The sequence below is a fragment of the Agromyces albus genome (genome assembly GCF_030815405.1).
Classification (GTDB): Bacteria; Actinomycetota; Actinomycetes; order Actinomycetales; family Microbacteriaceae; genus Agromyces; species Agromyces albus_A.
The window spans coordinates 2990944-3008434 of sequence record NZ_JAUSWX010000001.1; the positions used below are offsets into that span (position 1 = coordinate 2990944).

General features: G+C 69.1%; 23 protein-coding genes. 6 read left to right on the forward strand and 17 right to left on the reverse strand.

What is annotated here, in order from left to right; all coding sequences use genetic code 11:
- Positions 1–7: 7 nt before the first annotated feature.
- Positions 8–211 carry a cold-shock protein gene (locus QFZ29_RS14175; RefSeq protein ID WP_129520071.1) on the reverse strand — a complete coding sequence of 68 codons (204 nt, stop codon included), beginning with the start codon at positions 209–211 and terminating at the stop codon, positions 8–10.
- A gap of 329 nt (positions 212–540) precedes the next feature.
- Between QFZ29_RS14175 and QFZ29_RS14180 the strand changes: the two genes are divergently transcribed.
- Both QFZ29_RS14180 and QFZ29_RS14185 read left to right on the forward strand, forming a co-directional pair.
- Positions 541–1341: a sulfite exporter TauE/SafE family protein gene (locus QFZ29_RS14180; RefSeq protein ID WP_306894690.1), complete on the forward strand. Its 801-nt coding sequence runs from the start codon at positions 541–543 to the stop codon at positions 1339–1341.
- A 9-nt stretch (positions 1342–1350) separates the two neighbouring features.
- The gene (locus tag QFZ29_RS14185) at positions 1351–2091 is read left to right on the forward strand and encodes an NINE protein (RefSeq protein WP_306894691.1); all 741 of its coding nucleotides are present in this window, start codon (positions 1351–1353) and stop codon (positions 2089–2091) included.
- Positions 2092–2099: 8 nt separating this feature from the next.
- Here the strand turns inward: QFZ29_RS14185 and QFZ29_RS14190 are convergent, their stop codons facing one another.
- The 5 genes from QFZ29_RS14190 to QFZ29_RS14210 form a co-directional block, all read right to left on the reverse strand.
- Complete coding sequence (locus QFZ29_RS14190) at positions 2100–3533, reverse strand: hypothetical protein (protein WP_306894692.1); 1434 nt, start codon at positions 3531–3533, stop codon at positions 2100–2102.
- The gene (locus QFZ29_RS14195; protein ID WP_306894693.1) at positions 3523–4329 is read right to left on the reverse strand and encodes a TIGR03943 family putative permease subunit; all 807 of its coding nucleotides are present in this window, start codon (positions 4327–4329) and stop codon (positions 3523–3525) included. Before QFZ29_RS14195 ends, QFZ29_RS14190 begins: the two co-directional genes overlap by 11 nt.
- Entirely contained in the window at positions 4322–5362 is a 1041-nt protein-coding gene (locus QFZ29_RS14200) for a permease (protein ID WP_306894694.1), read from the reverse strand. Before QFZ29_RS14200 ends, QFZ29_RS14195 begins: the two co-directional genes overlap by 8 nt.
- A 79-nt stretch (positions 5363–5441) precedes the next feature.
- On the reverse strand, positions 5442–6704 hold the full coding sequence (locus tag QFZ29_RS14205) for an RNA polymerase sigma factor (RefSeq protein ID WP_306894695.1): 1263 nt from the start codon (positions 6702–6704) through the stop codon (positions 5442–5444).
- 13 nt (positions 6705–6717) lie between these two features.
- The gene (locus tag QFZ29_RS14210; protein ID WP_306894696.1) at positions 6718–7095 is read right to left on the reverse strand and encodes a YciI family protein; all 378 of its coding nucleotides are present in this window, start codon (positions 7093–7095) and stop codon (positions 6718–6720) included.
- Positions 7096–7343: 248 nt separating this feature from the next.
- Between QFZ29_RS14210 and QFZ29_RS14215 the strand changes: the two genes are divergently transcribed.
- Positions 7344–8447: a carboxylate-amine ligase gene (locus tag QFZ29_RS14215; protein WP_306894697.1), complete on the forward strand. Its 1104-nt coding sequence runs from the start codon at positions 7344–7346 to the stop codon at positions 8445–8447.
- Positions 8448–8514: 67 nt separating this feature from the next.
- Here QFZ29_RS14215 and QFZ29_RS14220 read toward each other — a convergent pair whose 3' ends face one another.
- Together QFZ29_RS14220 and QFZ29_RS14225 are read right to left on the reverse strand one after the other, a co-directional pair.
- Positions 8515–9285: an SDR family NAD(P)-dependent oxidoreductase gene (locus QFZ29_RS14220; protein WP_306894698.1), complete on the reverse strand. Its 771-nt coding sequence runs from the start codon at positions 9283–9285 to the stop codon at positions 8515–8517.
- Entirely contained in the window at positions 9282–10133 is an 852-nt protein-coding gene (locus QFZ29_RS14225) for an SDR family NAD(P)-dependent oxidoreductase (RefSeq protein WP_306894699.1), read from the reverse strand. The genes QFZ29_RS14220 and QFZ29_RS14225 overlap by 4 nt, the downstream gene beginning before the upstream one ends.
- Positions 10134–10260: 127 nt before the next feature.
- Between QFZ29_RS14225 and QFZ29_RS14230 the strand changes: the two genes are divergently transcribed.
- Entirely contained in the window at positions 10261–11166 is a 906-nt protein-coding gene (locus QFZ29_RS14230; RefSeq protein WP_306894700.1) for a helix-turn-helix domain-containing protein, read from the forward strand.
- A gap of 4 nt (positions 11167–11170) precedes the next feature.
- On the opposite strand, the gene QFZ29_RS14235 is transcribed toward QFZ29_RS14230, so the two are convergent.
- The 9 genes from QFZ29_RS14235 to QFZ29_RS14275 form a co-directional block, all read right to left on the reverse strand.
- On the reverse strand, positions 11171–11467 hold the full coding sequence (locus QFZ29_RS14235; RefSeq protein ID WP_306894701.1) for a hypothetical protein: 297 nt from the start codon (positions 11465–11467) through the stop codon (positions 11171–11173).
- A 14-nt stretch (positions 11468–11481) separates the two neighbouring features.
- On the reverse strand, positions 11482–11820 hold the full coding sequence (locus QFZ29_RS14240; protein WP_306894702.1) for a putative quinol monooxygenase: 339 nt from the start codon (positions 11818–11820) through the stop codon (positions 11482–11484).
- Between the two features lie 121 nt (positions 11821–11941).
- Positions 11942–12589, reverse strand: a complete 648-nt coding sequence (locus QFZ29_RS14245) for an NAD(P)-dependent oxidoreductase (RefSeq protein ID WP_306894703.1) — start codon at positions 12587–12589, stop codon at positions 11942–11944.
- A gap of 166 nt (positions 12590–12755) precedes the next feature.
- Positions 12756–13193, reverse strand: a complete 438-nt coding sequence (locus tag QFZ29_RS14250; RefSeq protein ID WP_306894704.1) for a YbhB/YbcL family Raf kinase inhibitor-like protein — start codon at positions 13191–13193, stop codon at positions 12756–12758.
- 196 nt (positions 13194–13389) lie between these two features.
- Complete coding sequence (locus tag QFZ29_RS14255; protein ID WP_306894705.1) at positions 13390–14226, reverse strand: hypothetical protein; 837 nt, start codon at positions 14224–14226, stop codon at positions 13390–13392.
- The gene (locus tag QFZ29_RS14260; RefSeq protein WP_306894706.1) at positions 14202–14750 is read right to left on the reverse strand and encodes a hypothetical protein; all 549 of its coding nucleotides are present in this window, start codon (positions 14748–14750) and stop codon (positions 14202–14204) included. The genes QFZ29_RS14255 and QFZ29_RS14260 overlap by 25 nt, the downstream gene beginning before the upstream one ends.
- A 124-nt stretch (positions 14751–14874) precedes the next feature.
- Positions 14875–15147: a hypothetical protein gene (locus QFZ29_RS14265; protein ID WP_306894707.1), complete on the reverse strand. Its 273-nt coding sequence runs from the start codon at positions 15145–15147 to the stop codon at positions 14875–14877.
- Positions 15148–15213: 66 nt separating this feature from the next.
- Positions 15214–15432 (reverse strand): hypothetical protein, encoded by a 219-nt coding sequence (locus QFZ29_RS14270; protein WP_306894708.1) that lies wholly within the window; start codon positions 15430–15432, stop codon positions 15214–15216.
- 74 nt (positions 15433–15506) lie between these two features.
- Positions 15507–15929 carry an SRPBCC family protein gene (locus QFZ29_RS14275; RefSeq protein WP_306894709.1) on the reverse strand — a complete coding sequence of 141 codons (423 nt, stop codon included), beginning with the start codon at positions 15927–15929 and terminating at the stop codon, positions 15507–15509.
- A gap of 104 nt (positions 15930–16033) precedes the next feature.
- Here QFZ29_RS14275 and QFZ29_RS14280 point away from each other — a divergent pair, with 104 nt between their 5' ends.
- Both QFZ29_RS14280 and QFZ29_RS14285 read left to right on the forward strand, forming a co-directional pair.
- Positions 16034–16483 (forward strand): MarR family winged helix-turn-helix transcriptional regulator, encoded by a 450-nt coding sequence (locus tag QFZ29_RS14280; protein ID WP_306894710.1) that lies wholly within the window; start codon positions 16034–16036, stop codon positions 16481–16483.
- 12 nt (positions 16484–16495) lie between these two features.
- Positions 16496–17467, forward strand: coding sequence for an N-acetylglucosamine kinase (locus QFZ29_RS14285; protein ID WP_306894711.1), 972 nt, complete (start codon positions 16496–16498; stop codon positions 17465–17467).
- Positions 17468–17491 lie beyond the last annotated feature (24 nt).

Sequence of the window (17491 nt, forward strand, 5' to 3'; positions counted from 1 at the left end):
TGCCGGCTTAGAGCCCGCGGATGTTCTCGGCCTGAAGACCCTTGGGGCCCTGTGCGACCTCGAACTCGACCTTCTGGCCTTCTTCGAGCGAACGGTAGCCGTTGCCCGTGATGGCGCTGAAGTGCGCGAAGACGTCGGCGCTGCCGTCGTCAGGAGCGATGAAGCCGAAGCCCTTTTCGGCGTTGAACCACTTGACGGTTCCGGTTGCCATACTGCTGTCCTTCTGTCGTATGGGCCGCTGATGCGAACCCGATTGCGATCGACGGTCGATCGCGACTCCGGTGGCGGGTGCCGCCGAAGCAGGGGCGAGGGGCGGGGGTGCGCTCTGGCATCCGCCGTCTCGTATCGGTCATGCCGCGCGGATCAGTCCGCCTCCGGGCAATCAGGTGGAGGCGCGGGCGAATGCCCGCTTGATGGAGGAATCGTTGACGTTACCCTATCGGGTTCCGTTCAGGTTCACACGATACGCGACCGTTACATGACGACGGAAGTCCGAGCCCGAAATCCGCGTAACGGCGGGCCCTCGTCTACAGTGGGCGGGTGAACTCCGCCGCCGCGCCTGCACCTCCTGCACGCGCGTCCTGGCTGCGGCTCGCCCTCATCGGCGCCGCCGGCGGACTGCTCTCAGGGGCGTTCGGGGTCGGCGGCGGCCTCCTCATGGTCCCGCTCCTCATCGCCTTCGCCGGCATGGACCAGCGCCGGGCATCGGCCACGTCGCTCGCGGCGATCGTGCCGGCGGCGATCGCAGGATCGTTCACCTATTTCGTCAACGGCGAGGTCGACCTCGTCGTCGCCCTCTTCGTCGCGGTGGGCGGTGTGGTCGGCTCGTGGCTCGGCGCGCTGCTCCTGCGTCGCCTCTCCCTGGGCTGGCTGCGCTGGATGTTCATCGCGCTGCTCCTCGGGGTCGCGCTGCGCATGCTGCTCATCGTGCCCGAGCGGGGCGAGCGGCAACTCGACCTCGAGTTCGGCACCGCCATCGCCATGATCGCACTCGGGCTCGTGATCGGCGTGGCCGCCGGACTCTTCGGCGTCGGCGGCGGCGTCATCATGGTGCCGGCGTTCATCGCCCTGCTCGGCATGGGCGACCTCGCCGCGAAGGGCACCTCGCTCGCCGTCATGATCCCCACGGCGACGAGCGGCACGATCACGAGCGCACGCGGCGGCGTGGTCGACGTGCGCGCCGGCCTCGTCGTCGGCATCGCCGCGACGTTGGCATCCATCCCGGGCGTCGCAGTCGCGTTCCTGCTCTCGCCCGAGTGGTCGTCGTGGCTGTTCGCGGCCCTCGTGGTCGTGGCCGCCATTCAATTGTCAGTGCGGGCCATTCGGTTGCAGAGGAAATGAGGAGCGAGCGTGTCATCTGAGCGACGACCGTCAGCGGGTTGGTACGACGATGTGATGGATGCTGCGGTGCTGCGGTACTGGGACGGCAACGCCTGGACCCCGCACACCGCACCCAAGCCCGCCGATGCCGCGCCGGCTCCGCTCGGCGAGGTCTCGGAGGTCGCATTCGAGCCCGAGGCGATTGCGGCGCCGGCGATCGGCCACTCCAGGATCGACGCCTCCACGATCGACGCCTCCACGATCGACGCCTCCACGATCGGGTCGGCGACGATCACGTCGTCGGCGATCGAAGAGGCGACGATGGTGCGTCAGCTGCCGGCATCGCCGCTCGTCACCGCGCCCGATGGTCGCCACCCCGACGAGCACACGACAGTGCCGCTCCCGCCCGAGCACCAGGGCGGCGCGGCATCCGGGCCCTCCTTCTCATACGACGCCTACCGCAGCGCCGGCCGCACGTTCATCACGACGTGGCTCTTCGCGCTGCTGCTCGGGTACTGGGGCGCAGACCGGTTCTACCTCGGCAAGATCGGCACCGCGATCCTGAAGCTCGTCACCCTCGGCGGGCTCGGCGTCTGGGTGCTCGTCGACCTGCTGCTCGTGCTGTTCGGCGCGCAGCGCGACCGCGACGGCCGGCCGCTCGAGGGCTTCGACGAGCACAAGCGCATCGCGTGGATCGTCACCGGCGGGCTCGTCGGGCTCGGCATCGTGTCGGCCGTGATCTCGGGCGTCGTCGCCGCCATCGTGCGCTGAAGCACCGCTCAGTTCGAGCACCAGTCCGAGAAGCCGCCGCTCTGGCTGAGCACCACGGCGCCGCTCGACAGGTCGACGACCGACATCGTCGACTCGGTGTAGCCGGGAAGCCCGGGGTAGCCGTCGGGCCGGCCCTGCGCATCGGAGGTCGTGACCGCGGCGTACCGGCCGTTCGGCGAGATGCAGTACTCGCGGATGATGCTTCCCTCGCTCGCGGGCGTGAACACGTCTCTCGTCGACGTCGCGTCGACCTGCGCGAGTCGTGAGGCGATCGACGTGCTGCCGTCGGGCTGCACCACGACCATCACGACCGAGAGCACGTAGCCGTCGTCACCGGTCATCGTCAGCCGGCCCGGGTAGTCGGTGTCGCCGAGGCTCGGCACCGGGAGGTCGACCGTCGTCGTGGTTCCATCGGTGAGGTCGATCATCGATCCCCGATCGGGGTCGGCGACGACGAGGCGGCTCGTACCGGGCACGAAGCCGCGCACCTCGCTGTGCACACCGAGCGGGGTGACCGGCGCACTGCCGAATGCGTCGACGAGGAAGACGGACTGCTCGAAGTCCTGCACGACGACGGCCGTCGTGCCGGGCACGAAAGTCCAGCTCGCGACTTTGATCGGCTCGCCGTCGAGGCCGACGACGGGCTGCGGCGGTCCACCGGCCGCTCCCGTGAGGTCGGCGACGTACAGGGCGCTGTCTTGTGCTCGCACCCCGTCGACGGGAGGCGTGCTGACGAGGTATCCGATGAGCGGATTGGTGGTCGACGCCTCGAGGTCGCGCACGACGGCGTCCATCGGCAGGGCGATCTCCTGCGGCTCGTCCTGCTCGACGTCGGCCACGAACAGCTCGTTGGCGCCGGCGTCGTCGATCGTCACGGCCGCGAGCACGTCGCCGGCGTGCGCGAACTCCTGGATGCGCGGCGCCGTGAACACGATCTCGCCGCCCGGCTCGGTGAACGACTTGCGCTGGATGAGGTCGGGCTCGCCGTCGAGACTGCGGCGCACGAGGCTGTAGACCTGCTCGTCGGGCGTCTCGAACGTGTACTCGAGGGTCGCGGGAACGCCCTGGAAGGCACCGATCACGCCCGGCACGCGCACGGTGTACTCGCTCGCGTAGTCGAGCGGCTCGTCGAAGGTGACGGTGATCAGGCGGTCGTCGGCGGCGGCCGACACGGATGCCTCGGGCTCGACCGAGACGTCGTCGGCGTCGAACGACGCGACGGGCTGGTTCACCTCGATGACGAGTTGCTGCCCCGCGAGCCGGGGCGATCGCTGCGTGTCGATCTTCGCTGCGCTCAGGCGAGGACCCTGCACGACGCTCGCGAACGCGAATCCACCCGCGATGACGGCGAGCACCACGATCGTGCCGAGCAGGCGCCGAGCGAACGCGTCACGCACGCGAACCCGCGGCGACCGCGGCGACAGTGGCGACTCAGAAGACATACGGCTGTTCCGGCTGCTCGGTGACCTCGAGCGTCTCGGTCACGAGTACGAGCGGCTCGTCGCCCGTCGAGCCGGGGTTCTGCTCGATTGCACCCGTCGCCGCGAGCCACTGGTCTTCCTCGAACTGCTCCTGCCACCCGGGCAGATACACGGGCACGCCGATCGGCTGCGCATCGACCGCGCAGCACGTGACGCTGAACCGCGCGAGGTAGAACACATTCTCGGGGTCGTCGGGTGACGCCGTGACGAAGCCGACGACGTCGACGTCCTTGTCGGCGTAGTAGCCGACGTCGGGGTTCTGTCGCAGCAGGAGCGCCCAGTCCTTCACGGTGAAGTTCGCGGTGTCGCCGCCGACGAGGGTCGGGGAGCTCGCGTCGAGTGCGGAGGTCGCGCTGTTGATGCTGCGCTGGGTGGCCGTGGCCGACGTGAGCGTCGTCGGCGGGAGCACGAGCAGCGCGCCCGTGGCGACCACGATGGTCAACGCCGCGAGCGCGGCGCGAACCGTGCCGGCGCGGTTCCCTCGCGGAGGCTCGGCGGTGTCGTGGTGCGAGTGGTCGTGGAGTCCTGGTGCGGCTGCGGCATCCGTCGCCTCATCGGGCTCCTCGGGGAGCGGGGTGAACGCGAACGCCGCGACGACGAACACGGCGCCGATGAGGGCCATCGCGATCGAGAACCAGAAGTAGCGGGGGTGGATGTAGAGCCCGAGCTGGCCGGTGGCACCGAGCCACACGGTCGCGACGATGCCGACGAGCGTGAGCAGGACGCCCTGCCACCGGGCGATCAGGCGCTTAAGCAAGAGCGTTCACCGCCAATCCGAGGGCTGCGCTCGCGAGCCCGACGATCACCGTCAATTGCACGAGCGTTCTCGCCGTGAAGGTCGTGCGCATGAGCGCGAGCATCTTCACGTCGATCATCGGCCCGAAGACGAGGAAAGCCACGATCGCGCCCGGCATGAACGTGGAGCCGAAGGCGAGGATGAAGAACGCGTCGACGTTCGAGCAGATCGAGACCACGAACGCGAGCGCCATGAGCGCGAAGACCGAGAGCACGGGGTTCTGGCCGAGCGTCACGAGCAGGTCGCGTGAGACGCCCACCTGGATGAGACCGGCGATCGCCGAGCCCACGAAGAGCGCGGGCAGCATCGCGGTCGTCTCCTTCGTGAACATGTCGACGCTGCGTCGGGTGCGGGTCGCCGGCACCTCGTCGTGGGCGTGCGCGCACGTCGCCTGGAACTTCGGCGTGAGCAGGCTCATCGGGCTCGAGTGACGGCTGTAGATCCACCCGATGAGGTTCGCGATCACGAAGCCGCCGAGGATGCGCGAGACGAGGATGCCGTCGTTCCAGCCGAACGCCTGGTAGGTCGTGATGATCGTGACGGGGTTCAGGATGGGCGCCGCGAGCAGGAACGTCATCGACTCCCCCACGGTGAGCCCGCGAAGGATCAGGCCGCGGGCGAGCGGCACGTTGCCGCACTCGCACACCGGCAGCAGCACGCCGAGCATGGAGATGACGATGCGACGCGCCACCGCGTTGCGCGGCAGGTGCCGCAACAGGAACCCCTCGGGCAGCCACACCTGCACGCCGATGGAGAGCAGGATGCCGAGGATCACGAACGGGAGGCTCTCGATGACGACGCTGATCGAGAGGGTGAAGAAGTCTTGAACCGAGTTCGAGAGGAGGTTGCCCACCTCTTCGGGTGCGAGCACGCGGATCGCGACGAAGAGGAGCACGAGCGCGACGCCGAGCCCCAGGCCGACGGCGCCGCGCGATCGAGCGGTGCGTGAGCCGGTCGTCGCGTGGTGCGGCGGCACCGGCTTCGTCAGGCTCATGGCGTCTAGGGTACGCAACGATTCCTGTGCCCCGCGTCCATGTCGTGCCTCCGGTGGCATCCGAGCGTCTCGTGGCTCCTCAACCGGCAGAGGCGCGCAGCGCCTCGGCCTTCGCCGCGAGGTAGCGCTGCTCCGGCCCGTTGAGCGTGCGGCGGGCGGCTTCGACGAAGGCGAGGGATGCGGCATCCGTCGATCCGGCTCGCTCGAGCAGGTGGGCGCGCACCGCCCACGTGCGGTGATGCTCGGCGAGTGCTGCGCCGCCGTGGCCCGCGCCGGAGCCCGAGCCGGAGTCGTCGACGGATGCCCCCTCTGCCCGGTCGAGCGCGGCGAGTCCTGCGGCGGGGCCCTCGACCATCGCGAGCGCGACGATGCGACCGAGCGTCACCATGGGGCCGGGGGCCAGGCGGGCGAGCAGGTCATAGAGCCCGAGGATCTCGATCCAGTCGGTCGACTCGGTCGAGGCGGCCTCGTCGTGCGCGGCGGCGATCGCGGCCTGCAGCTGGTACGGCCCGATGGGGGCGCGATCGAGCACCTCGGTGACGAGCGCGACGCCCTCGTCGATCATCACGCGGTCCCAACGCGAGCGGTCCTGCTCGTCGAGCGGCACGAGTGCGCCCGACGCGTCGGTGCGCGCCGCCCGCCGCGCGTCGGTGAGCAGCATGAGCGCCAGCAGGCCCGCGGTCTCGCCCGAGGCATCCGTCACGTCCTCATGCAAGCGCCGGGTGAGGCGGATCGCCTCGGCCGAGAGGTCGACTCGCGCGAGTTCGTCGCCCGAGCTCGCCGTGTGCCCCTCGGTGAACATGAGGTAGAGCACGTGGCGCACGGCGGCGATGCGGGCCGCGAGCTCGTCGGGCGCCGGCATCCGGAATCCCTCGCTCGACCTGATGCGCGCCTTCGCGCGGGAGATGCGCTGCGCGATCGTCGCATCGGGCACGAGGAGGCCGCGTGCGATCTCGGCGGTCGTGAGCCCGCCGACGGCGCGCAGGGTGAGCGCGAGCTGCGCCGGCCGGCCGAGCTCCGGATGGCAGCAGAGCAGGAACAGCGTGAGCGTGTCGTCGACGGCGGGCACCGCTGCGGCCGGCGGCTCGAGCTCGGCGGCGAGCGATTCGCGGCGGCGGCGGGCGATGTCGGAGCGCACCTGGTCGATGTAGCGCCGCGACGCCACCCGCACGAGCCAGGCTCGCGGGCTGTCGGGCACGCCATCGGTCGGCCATTGCGTGGATGCCGCGATGAGCGCCTCCTGCATCGCGTCCTCGCACCCCTCGAAGTCGCCGTAGCGCCGCACGAGCACCGCGAGGGCCGACGGTGCGGCGTCTCGCAGTGCCCGAACGGCGTCGCTCACGACCGGCGGTCTCTCAGAGGTCGCCGCCGCGATCGGCCATGTCGAGCGTCGGGCGAACCTCGATGAGCCCGTACTCGGCCTCGGGGAACCGGGCGGCGATCTCGAGGGCGCGCGCCTCGCTGTCGCAGTCGACGAGGTAGAAGCCGGCGAGCAGCTCCTTGGTCTCGGCGAAAGGTCCATCGCTCGCGACGGCGCCATCGTCGGTCTTCGTCACGCGCTTGGCGAGGGAGATGTCGGCGAGCGGCTCGCTCGCGAGCAGTTCGCCGCTCGAGACGAGCTCGTCGCTGATGGCACGGTAGTACGCGTAGCCCTCGGCTCGCTCCTCGGGGCTGAAGCCCTCCCATGCCGTGCGCGACTCGGGGTTGCTGTAGATCTGGATCAGGTACTTCATCGGAGTGGCTCCTTCGATCGTTGATCGTTCATCGTTCGTCCGGGAGGCAGAACCGCGCTCCCATCAGTATGTCGAGGCTGCGTCGCGATTCTCGACCGATGCCCCGACATCGGCGGCATCCGCTGCATTCGTCGCGTTCGCTGTCGTCGATCAGCCGAGCGGCGGGGCGACGGCAACCACTTGACACGGCACGTGCAAGGCCGCGAGAGTGCGTGCAGGGCGCACGGTTGCCGTGGATCGGGGGATGCATGACGACGTTCGGCATCGAAGAGGAATTCATGTTCCTCGACCGTGAGAGCCTGCTGCCTGCGGACGTCGCCGCCGATGTCTTCGAGCGTCTTTCCGCCTCACCCGAGTGGCATGACGTCACGCACCGAGAGTTCCTCGCGTCGCAAGTCGAGCACGCGTCGGCCGTCTTCGAGCGCCTCGACGATGCGCGTCGCTCCCTGCTCGCCTTCCGGCGGGAGATGGCCGCGGATGCCGCGCGATTCGACGTGGTCGCAGCGAGCGTGGGCACCCCGCCCGACACGACGCCGTTCCCGTCGATCACCGAGCAGCAGCGATACAACCGCATCGTGCGCGACCTAAGTGGCCTGATCGCCGACCACCAGATGAGCGGCCTGCACGTGCACGTCGGCATTCCCGATCGGGAGGCCGGCGTCATCGCGCTCAATGCGGCGCGGCCATGGATGCCACTCCTCACCGCCATCTCGGGGAACTCGCCGCTCTGGCGCGGGTACGACACCGGCTACGAGAGCTGGCGCAACGTGCAATTGCGCCGGTGGAGCACGGCGGGCTGCCCCCCGTCGTTCATCGACGCGGCCGACTACGACCGCCGCATCGCACGCCTCATCGGCATCGGCGGCATCAGCGACCTCGCCCTCATCGCGTGGGACGTGCGTCTCTCGGAACACCTGCCCACCATCGAGTTCCGCATGGCCGACGCGCAGCTCGACGCCGAGACGACCATCCTCATCGCCGCGCTCTGCCGCGGCCTCGTCACCCATTCCCTCCAGGAGCCCTCGGCGCCGGATGCCGCGGCCGACGCCTCGGCCGAGGTCCCGTCAGAGCTGCTGAGCGCCGCCGTGCTGCACTCGGCGCACGTGGGCCTGCAGGCCGACGTGTTCGATCCGGCGAGCGGCGGACTCGCCCCCGCTGGCGAGGCCGTGCAGGGATTCGTCCGCATACTCGAGCCCGAGCTCTCCGCCGCTGGCGACCTCGACGCGGTGAACGAGTCGGTACGCCGGCTCCTGCACGACGGCACGGGCGCAGCCCGTCAGCGTGCCGCGCTGGAGCGCGACGGGCGGCGCGCCCTGCGCACGCTATTCGACGAGACGATCACCGCGGAGTAGTGGCGCTCGTGGCGATCGTGGCCGTCAGTCCTCGCGACAGCGGGCCTGCCTGGCGGCGCGAGCTCGGTCAGGCCTGGTCGGTCGGCATGATCCACAGCTCGCCGATGGACGCGTGCCGTGGGCGAGTCACCATGTAGGCGACGCCGTCGGCGATGTCCTCAGCGGCGAGGATCTCGGTCCGCTCCAGGAACGGCGCGATCATCTCGTCCTGGATCTCAGCGCTGTTGTGCGAGCCGAGCTCGGTCGCCACACCGCCCGGCTCGAGCACGCCCACGCGCACATGCCGTTGGGTGACCTCCTGGCGGAGCGACTCGGTGAACCCGTTCACGCCGAACTTGGTGAGGTTGTAGACACCGTACCCGCCCCACGCCACGCGGCCGGCGATCGAGCTGATGTTGACGATGTCGGCGACTCGGCGGGCCTCGTCGGCGGCGGCGGCGAGCAAGTGCGGCATCGCGGCGCGAGTCGTGTAGAGCAGGCCCTGCACGTTCACGGCAATCATGCGCTCCCACTCCGTGACATCGGCCCCGACGACGGGACCGAGGAGCATCACGCCGGCGTTGTTCACGAGGATGTCCAGGCGACCGAAGCGGTCGACCACCTGCTGCACGGCCGCCTCGGCCTGGGCGCGATCTGTGATGTCCGCCTCGACGACGAGTGCGCTGCCGCCGGCCTCCTCGATCTCGGCGGCGAGTGCCTCCAAGCGGCCTCGTCGTCGGGCCACGAGGGCGACGGATGCGCCGTGGCGGGCGAGACGGCGCGCGGTGGCCTCGCCAATGCCGCTACTGGCCCCCGTGACGAGGGCGACCGTACTGATCAGTTTCGTTGGTCCGGTCAAACGGATGCATCGTCGAAGGCGAGCGAGCTCGACAGTTCGCGGTGAGCGTCGGCGTGGGCGAGCAACTCGTTCGCCTTCTGCTCCGCCGTCGCGATCGCGTCGGCGCCGGCGAGCCAGCGCAGCGGAGGCTGCTCGAGCCCGGCGATCGCGACCAGCGCCGCGGCGAGCTTGGCGGGGTCGCCGCCCTGTTGGCCGTTCATGCTCTTCCAGAACGCGATGGTGGCTGCGGTGCGCTCGGTGTAGTCGTCAACGGTCAGCTCAGGCCAGATCGAGGAGGCGCCCTCGACGAGGAGTTCGGTGCGGAAGAACCCGGGTTCCACGATGGTCGTCGTGATCCCGTAAGGCTCGACGTCGTACCCGAGGGACTCCATCCAGCCTTCGAGCGCGAACTTCGACGCGGCGTACGCACCGGCGAACTCCAATCCGACGAGACCGCCCGACGAGGTGATCGTGATCACCTGGCCGCTGCGCTGAGCGCGCATGACGGGGAGGATCGCACGGGTCACGTTGAGCGGGCCGAAGAAGTTCGTCTCCATCTGGGCGCGGACCTGCTCGGGGCTGATGACTTCGAAGAAGCCGGCGTAGAAGTTGCCGGCGTTGTTGACGAGGACATCGATCCTGCCGAAGCGGTCGACGGCCGCTTGTGCAGCGGCATCGGCGGCATCCTGGTCGGTGATGTCCAGGGCAACGGCGAGGAGGTCGTCGTGCTCGCCGACGGCGTTGCGAACGCGGTCCGCGTCCCGGCCGGTGGCGACGACGGCGTGACCGGCGGCGAGTGCCGCCTTGGCGAGGTCGACGCCCATGCCACGGCTGGTGCCGGTGATGAACCAAACCTTCTGGTCAGTCATGTTCTGTGTGCCTTTCGTTGGGTGATGAATCCCAGTCAAGGCGTACCCGCGCGGTCAAGGGAGTCCCGGCCGTTCCGGTTAACGGCAGGACCCCCCTCGCGCGCGACGATCGGCGTAGCGTCGAGGCATGGACAGCCGCAGCGACATCCGTGAGTTCCTCACCACTCGGCGGGCTCGACTCACGCCGGAGCAGGCCGGGCTGCCGAACTTCGGCGGTCGCCGCCGCGTTCCGGGCCTCCGCCGCGAGGAGGTCGCGTTGCTCGCGGGAATGAGCGTCGAGTACTACGTGCGCCTCGAGCGCGGCAACGCCACGGGCGTCTCAGAGTCGGTGCTCGAGGGGATCAGCCGTGCGCTGCAGCTCGATGACGCCGAGCGCACCCATCTGTACGATCTCGTCCGCTCGGCGAACGAGGGCGCCCGGCCCCGGCAGCAACAGCGACCGGCTCGGCAGCAACAGGTGCGACCCGGCGTGCAGCAGACCATCGACGCGATGACCGGCGTCCCCGTGGTCGTGCAGAACGGGCGGCTCGATGTGGTCGCCGCGAACCGACTGGGGTTCGCCCTCTTCTCGGAGGCGTACGTGCAGCCGCAGCGCCCGGCCAACCTCGCGCGCTTCGTGTTCCTGGACCCGCGCGCCCAGACGTTCTTCCGACACTGGGATGACACGGCGTACCAGAGCGTGGCGGTCCTCCGGAGCGAGGCAGGGCGTGCGCCGTACGACCGCGCCCTCAGCGACCTCGTGGGCGAGTTGTCGACGCGCAGCGATGCGTTCCGTAGCCTCTGGGCCTCACACGACGTCCGCGAGCACCGCACCGGGACCAAGTCGGTCCACCACCCCGTCGTCGGAGACCTCGACCTGAGCTACGAGGGCATGGAGCTGTCCTCCGAGCGTGGACTCATCCTCCTGGCGTACACCGCCGAACCGGGGTCATCCTCACACGACGGGCTGCAGCTGCTCGCCAACTGGGCCGCGACCACCGATGCGGCTGCGTCGACGTCATCACCCGTGCCCACGGAGGCGACGGACGCCTAGCCCGTCAGGCCTCTTCCCGCGAGTCGGGCCAACGCATGCGCCGAGGGCGGTCGGCGATACGTTCACCCTGCAGACGCCGATCGAGGTATCGCATCACCAGTCCTGCAGCGATCAACGCCGCCCCGAGGGGTGCGAGCAGCGTTCGTGCGATCTGGATCAACGCATCCAGCACCACGTATGCCGACTGCCACTGATCTGTGTTGGGGACCATCATGAGATTCAGCGCCGTGGGCGCGAACGTGATGAACAACGCCCCTCCGATGGCGGTGACGACGCCCCACCAGATCACGGTGGACGGCATCGATTCTGTAGACATCAATGTCCCCTCGTCGCGGTCGCACGGTCAGCGGCCAACCGGCGAAGCGGCGAGCCGACGACATCGAAACGGTACCCGCCCATGTCGCCGCTCAGAAGCGGCCTCGCCTCGGCGATCGCGGCGCGCACGCTGTCGAGCTCGAGGGATGCCGCGTGGGCCTCAGCGGACTCCCACAGCTCGCTCACGAACACGGCGTCGGGATCTTCGTCGTTCAGGCCCACTTCGTAGAGGAGGCATCCGTGATCGGCCATCTCCCCACTCGTTCGAGTGAGGATTTCGATGAGCTGCTGGCGCGTGCCCGGCTTCGTGCCGAGTCGTCCGACGTTCGCGAAGGTCATTCGACCATGGTGGTCGCGAATCGCATGGTGTGCCAGTGCGGCTCGCGGGCAACTTGGATCGGTTCTCCCGCCGGAGGGGCGGCGACGCGTTGGGGGCCGCGTCGCCGCCCGGCTCATCCGGTCAGTAGGCGACCGAGAACTGTGCGCGGCGGTGGGTCGGCTTCTCGATCTCGTCGACGATCGCTGCAGCGAAGTCGGCGCCAGAGATCGCGGACGGGCCGTTCTCATCGGCCAGTGGGACGTCGCCGCCGATGCGGTACGTGCCGCGTGCCTCGCCGGGCGCATACGACCCGTAGACCGCCGCGGGGCTGACGAAGAACCAGTCGAGTTCCTCGGGCGCGTCGTCGACGAGCTCGTCGGCGATCGTCGCCATCACGCGCGCTTCCTTCGCGTACTGCGGCGGGATCTCCTCGGTGAAGGCGATGCGGGGCGCCCCCTTCTCGGGGCGGAGGAAGCTGTATCCTCCGACGACCCCATAGCGGGCTCCGAACGCGGCGGCGAGTTCGCCGAGCCCGGCGTAGACCGAGCTCAGCTCGTCTTCCAGCTCGCCTCGCGGGGCGAGGGCTGCCACGACGACGTCGGCGCCTGCCACGGCACGTTCGCGGTCGGTCTCGTCGAGCATCGAACCGGTCTCGTAGCGCACGCCGGGAACCGGCTCGGCGGGTTCGTTCCGGCTGAAGGATGTCACGTCGTGACCCCGTGCAGCGGCCTCCCGTGCGATGTTTCCCCCGGTGTATCCGGTGCCGCCGAGCACAGTGATGCGCGCCATTGTCTCCCTCTCGCGATGTGAATCCGTGTTCCGTGCTCCGGTCACTGTATGAGAGGTGGTTTCTCTTGGTAAGTAGGCACTTTTCGGTAAGTAGGCACCTTTCCGTAAGTAGGGCGAGCACGACATCCACGGCGGATGAGACGCCTGGGGATATTCGCGCCGAGGCCTAGGAATTCGGATTGGTGAAGCTCACCTTGAGCTCGGATGTGGCGAGCACGTGACCAGAGACGACTTGGGGAAGTTCGTTCGCCGCGGTCTTCGCCGAGAGCTCCGGCGCCGATGGGTCGAGCGCATAGAGCGTGAAGACGTACTCGTGCGTTCCGGATGGTGGGAAGGGACCGGCATAGGGGGTGAGCTCGCGCCCCGCGGGTACCGCTCCCCCGACCCCACTGTCGAATTGCCCGTCGACCGCTGGGATGCCGTCGACGAACCAGTGGACGTACCCACGCGCGACCGGATCAGTGTCGATCATGGTCAGTGCGAGCGATCCGGTTCCGCTCGGCAGGTCGGTCCACGCCAGTTGTGGTGACACGTTGTCGAACTTCTTCCCGTGCCGCGTGTCGAGCTGCCCGCCGTCGTCGAAGTCGGTTGAGCTGAGTTTCATGTCGTACCTCTCCTTCGAGAGCTCGTCATTTCCTTCGACGTCATTCTCCATCGACGAGCCGCGGGATGTGGGCGTGCATCCAGAATCGCCCGGCCGCTCGCGGGAGTGACCGGATCGCGCCGGAGTGACCGAATTCGGTCACTCCGGCAGAACGGGCTCCTCCTCCACGGCGTTGACCCGCGCCGCGAAAGCCGATTCAGCAGCCTGGGCCCGACGGATGCGTGTTGCAGTCGCCCTGCGTGAGCACCGTGTCGAACTGTCCCACGAGCACTGGCTGCGGCTCGCCGGCAATGCTCAGCGTGCCGGCGATGGCTCGCCATCCGGACCCGGCGAACCGATACTCGGCGCGCAGCACAACGGAGAGTTCGACGATGTACTCGCCTGATTCGGCGTAGCTGTGGCTCGTTGGGGTCGCGGAGAACTCACGCAAGCCCAGCGCCTCCCAGTTCGCGCCCGGATGCCCGCTCTCGACGATCGTGCCGTCGCTGTGCGTCCATCGGTAGCCCACCGGCGTGAATCGAACGTCGGCGGGCTGCCCGAGCAACGTGCCGGAGACCACCTCGACGGATGCCGCGGCCACGAAGTTCGCCGGAAGATCCTCGATCGCCCACCCGCCCGGCTCCATCCCGTTTCCCGGCTTCGCCGGCCGGAACGACGCGATGTCGCGGAGGCTGACGACGACCTCCGGTGCGGGTTCCTCGGGCTCTGGCTGAGGATCGCCGGCGCAGATGGCGACATTGATGGGGCTGCAATTGTCTGGACGCGTGCCAAGCGCCAGGTCAATGACATTGATGACTTCGCCATCGACTTCCTCTTCGCCGTCACCTTCCTCTTCAACGACTGGCGAGGCCACGTCGTCGTCATCTAGTTCCGATCCCGCATCGCTCTTCCCTGCAACTAGCTCCGTTTCTGAATTCGTGTTCTGCCCACTAACCCAGTCGATCTCGTTAGCGGCGAACGCGGGGCTGGCGGCAATGAGGGTAGTGAGAGCTGCGAGAGCCCCGGTCGCTAGCAGAAGTCGTCGCCGGACCACGACTCAGATCCTGACGGAAGAAGCTCAGCCGAGTTATTCGCCGACGATTCGAATTGAGCCTGAATAGGCGCCCGGGCCGCCCTATCGGCTGGTGTGACGTCGGACCCCCCGGCATTGACGACTCTTATGTCGCTGACATCCAGACAGAGATACACCGACACTTTCGCCGAGCCATCGGATTCACCTCGCTCGATGAGCCTCATGTCTTCGTATCGTGTCGCTCCAACGGTGTGGTTACCGCTTTCCCGCAGCCTTTGGAGTGAGTCCAGCAACTCGACCGCATAGGCCGGCGTCGCGACATCTCTCACCCTGTCAGGATCGGATCCTCCGTCTTGGGTTAGCTTGTCCACGACTTCGAGGTATCGAACGTAGGAGGCCTCCGCCGCAGCGAGCGCCTCCTCGTCGGAGGCGAAGATCGGCTCGGCGGTGTCCGTCGAGGCGCTCGGCGTCGGCGTCGGCCCGGGGGCACCGGTGCAGCCGCTCAGCGCCAGGGCGATCGCACCCGCTGCGGCCAGCGAAAGCACGCCCGTGCGACGGGCGGGTCGGGCCGGGCGAGAACGGGGCATGGCGAATACCCTAGGCGAGCGGAAGGGCGATTTCGCCTGTTATCCACAGGCGGCGAGCGGGCAGCGAGCGGGCAGCGAGCGGTCAGCGCGGGCCGTCGGCCGGCGGTTCAGGCGTGTCGGTTTCCGCGTCGGGAGAGGCGGCCGCACCGGCTGCGGATGCGGCACCCGGCGCCTTCTTCGTCGCACCGAACGCGATTGCCAGGGCCAATCCGACGCCGATGCCCATTCCGATGCCCAGAGCAGTGTTGCCGAGGGCTACTCCGAGAGCGACGCCGATCCCGATGCCGAGCGCGAGGCCAAGGCCCCACGCGGCGCCCAGCTGCGATATCGGGCGAGGCTTCTGATCATCAGTCATAGGTCGAGCCTAGGAATCGCGGGCGCCATATGCCTCCGTCGCACGACGGAGAATTCGACGCAGAGGTCAGCGCATGAGGTCGGCTACGAGCTCGCCCCATTCGAACCCGCAATCGCGGCAGTCGAAGAGCGGGCTGTCGCCTGCGAACGGGTCGGCCGCGGCATCCGTCGCCGGGTTCTCGACAAGGGTTACGTAGACGCCGACGCGAACGGCAACCGACCCGCAGCGCGGGCACGGCTCGTCGAGCACGTCGCGCTCGAGGTTGTGTTGCATCTGGTTCGTCATGTGCGCCACGGTACGCCGGGGGTCCGACATCGGGTCGTTGCAACGCCGAGACCAAGCGGGCCGACGTGGCACCTTCAGCCCACGCTCGACCGCCGTTGCACCTCGTCGCGCAGGCGGCCGGTGCGGAGATCCGCGACGCCGGCGGCACCGGCTGGAATCAGTGCTGCGACGGGCCCGGTCTGACGGAACGAGTGCGTCACGCGAGTCGCGCCGTCGCCAGCCGGCTCGAGCTCCCACTCGCCGAGCTCCTCGAAGCCGCGGAAAGCGAGCCGGTGCACCACGCGCCGCGGCTCGATGAGTTCGTACGTGAACGTCGCCGGAATGACGCCTCGCACGGTGGCGGGGTATGCGGCTCCCACGACGGCAACGGGATCTGGGCAGTCGACGGACGTGAGGGCGGGGTTCCACGAGGCGAACCCGCCTGCGTCGATGAGCACCGCGAGCACCGCGGCATCCGTCGCCGGCAATTGAACGGTGCTGGAGTGAAGGGCGGACATCGCGAGCTCCTTAGATGACACATCATGGATTACGTGTAATTCAGTGATACATCATCGATATACTCGACACAAGTGCAGCGTGACAATTGAGCGTGGAGGCGGCGATGAACTTCGAGCAGTTGCGGCTGACGATCCTCGCCGTGCAGCGCGAGGGCAACCGGCTGCTCGCCGAGCGGCTGCGGCCGCTGGGCGTCACGCCCGCGCAATCCGAGATCCTCACCGTGCTCGGCGAGCGCGGCCCGATCAGCTTGCGCACGCTCGGCGAGCTCATCGTGTGCGAGGTCGGCAGCCCGAGCCGAGCCGTCGACCTGCTCGTCACGCGCGGGTGGGTCGAACGGATGCCGAGCTCCCGCGATCGCCGATCGATCGAGCTCAGCCTGAGCGAATCGGGCCACGCGCTGCTCCCCCGCGTGCGCAAGGCCACGGCGCAGATCGACGCGCTACTCGAGGACGGCATCGGCTCTCGCGATGCCGCCCGCCTGCTCGAGGCGTTGCAGCGGGTGCTCGGGGAATCGCCCTCGGCCGCGAGCCTCGAGCGGCGATTCGGCGGCTGACGAATGACCGGCATGGTGCAACGGATCTCCGAACCCGGACCCTGGGTGCTCGGTATCGACATCGGCGGCACCGGCAGCCGCGCCGCACTCGAGCCGGCCGGCGCCCCGCTCGGTTCCTCGCGCCGCCTGCTGCCGGGGGTTCGCAGCATCGCCGAGGGCGGCACGAGCACACTCGAAGTCGCCGAACGGCTCATCTCCGCGGTTCGCGTGCAGTGGCCGGATGCCCCGCTTGCCGCGATCGGCATCGGCGCCACCGGCATCGCCTCGCTCGCCGGCGACCCGGCCGTCGAGCTTCCGCGTCTCAGCGCCGCGGCCGGAGGCGCTCCCGTCGCCTTCGCGATCGACGGCGTCACGGCGCACCTCGGCGCACTCGCCGGCTCGGGCGGCGCGGTCGTGGCCGTGGGAACCGGCACGATCGCGATCGGCACCGACCTCCGCTCGATCTGGCGGCGGGTCGGTGGCTGGGGCCACCTCTACGACGATCGCGGCTCGGGCGCGTGGGTCGGCATCGAAGGACTCAAGGCCGCGATCCTCACGCACGACGGCGTGACGACGGATGCCGCGGCACTCCTTGCCGCGGCCGTCGCTCGCTTCGGCCCGGCGCCCGAGTGGCCCGCGCAGCTCTCCACGCGCGACGACCGCGGCGCGATCCTCGCAGGCTTCGCGGCGGATGTCGCCGCGCTCGCCGGCATCGGCGACCCCGTGGCGACCCGCATCATGTCGACCGCTGGGACGCTCGTGGCGGGCACGCTCGCCGCAGCGCTCGACCCTCGACTGCCCTGGCGCGCGTCGGGTGTCGGCGGCGTCTTCAAGGCCGGCGGTGCGTTCACCGCCGGGTTCGAGGCCGAGTTCGTGCGCCTCGCGCCAGACGCATCACTCATCGATCCGGCCGGCACGCCGCTCGACGGCGCGGTGCGGCTCGCGAGACTCGTCGCGTCGGGTGACGCGCCAGCGGGGCATCCGCCGTTCCTCTGGGTTCACTGACGGCGAGAGGAACGGCGCCCCAAC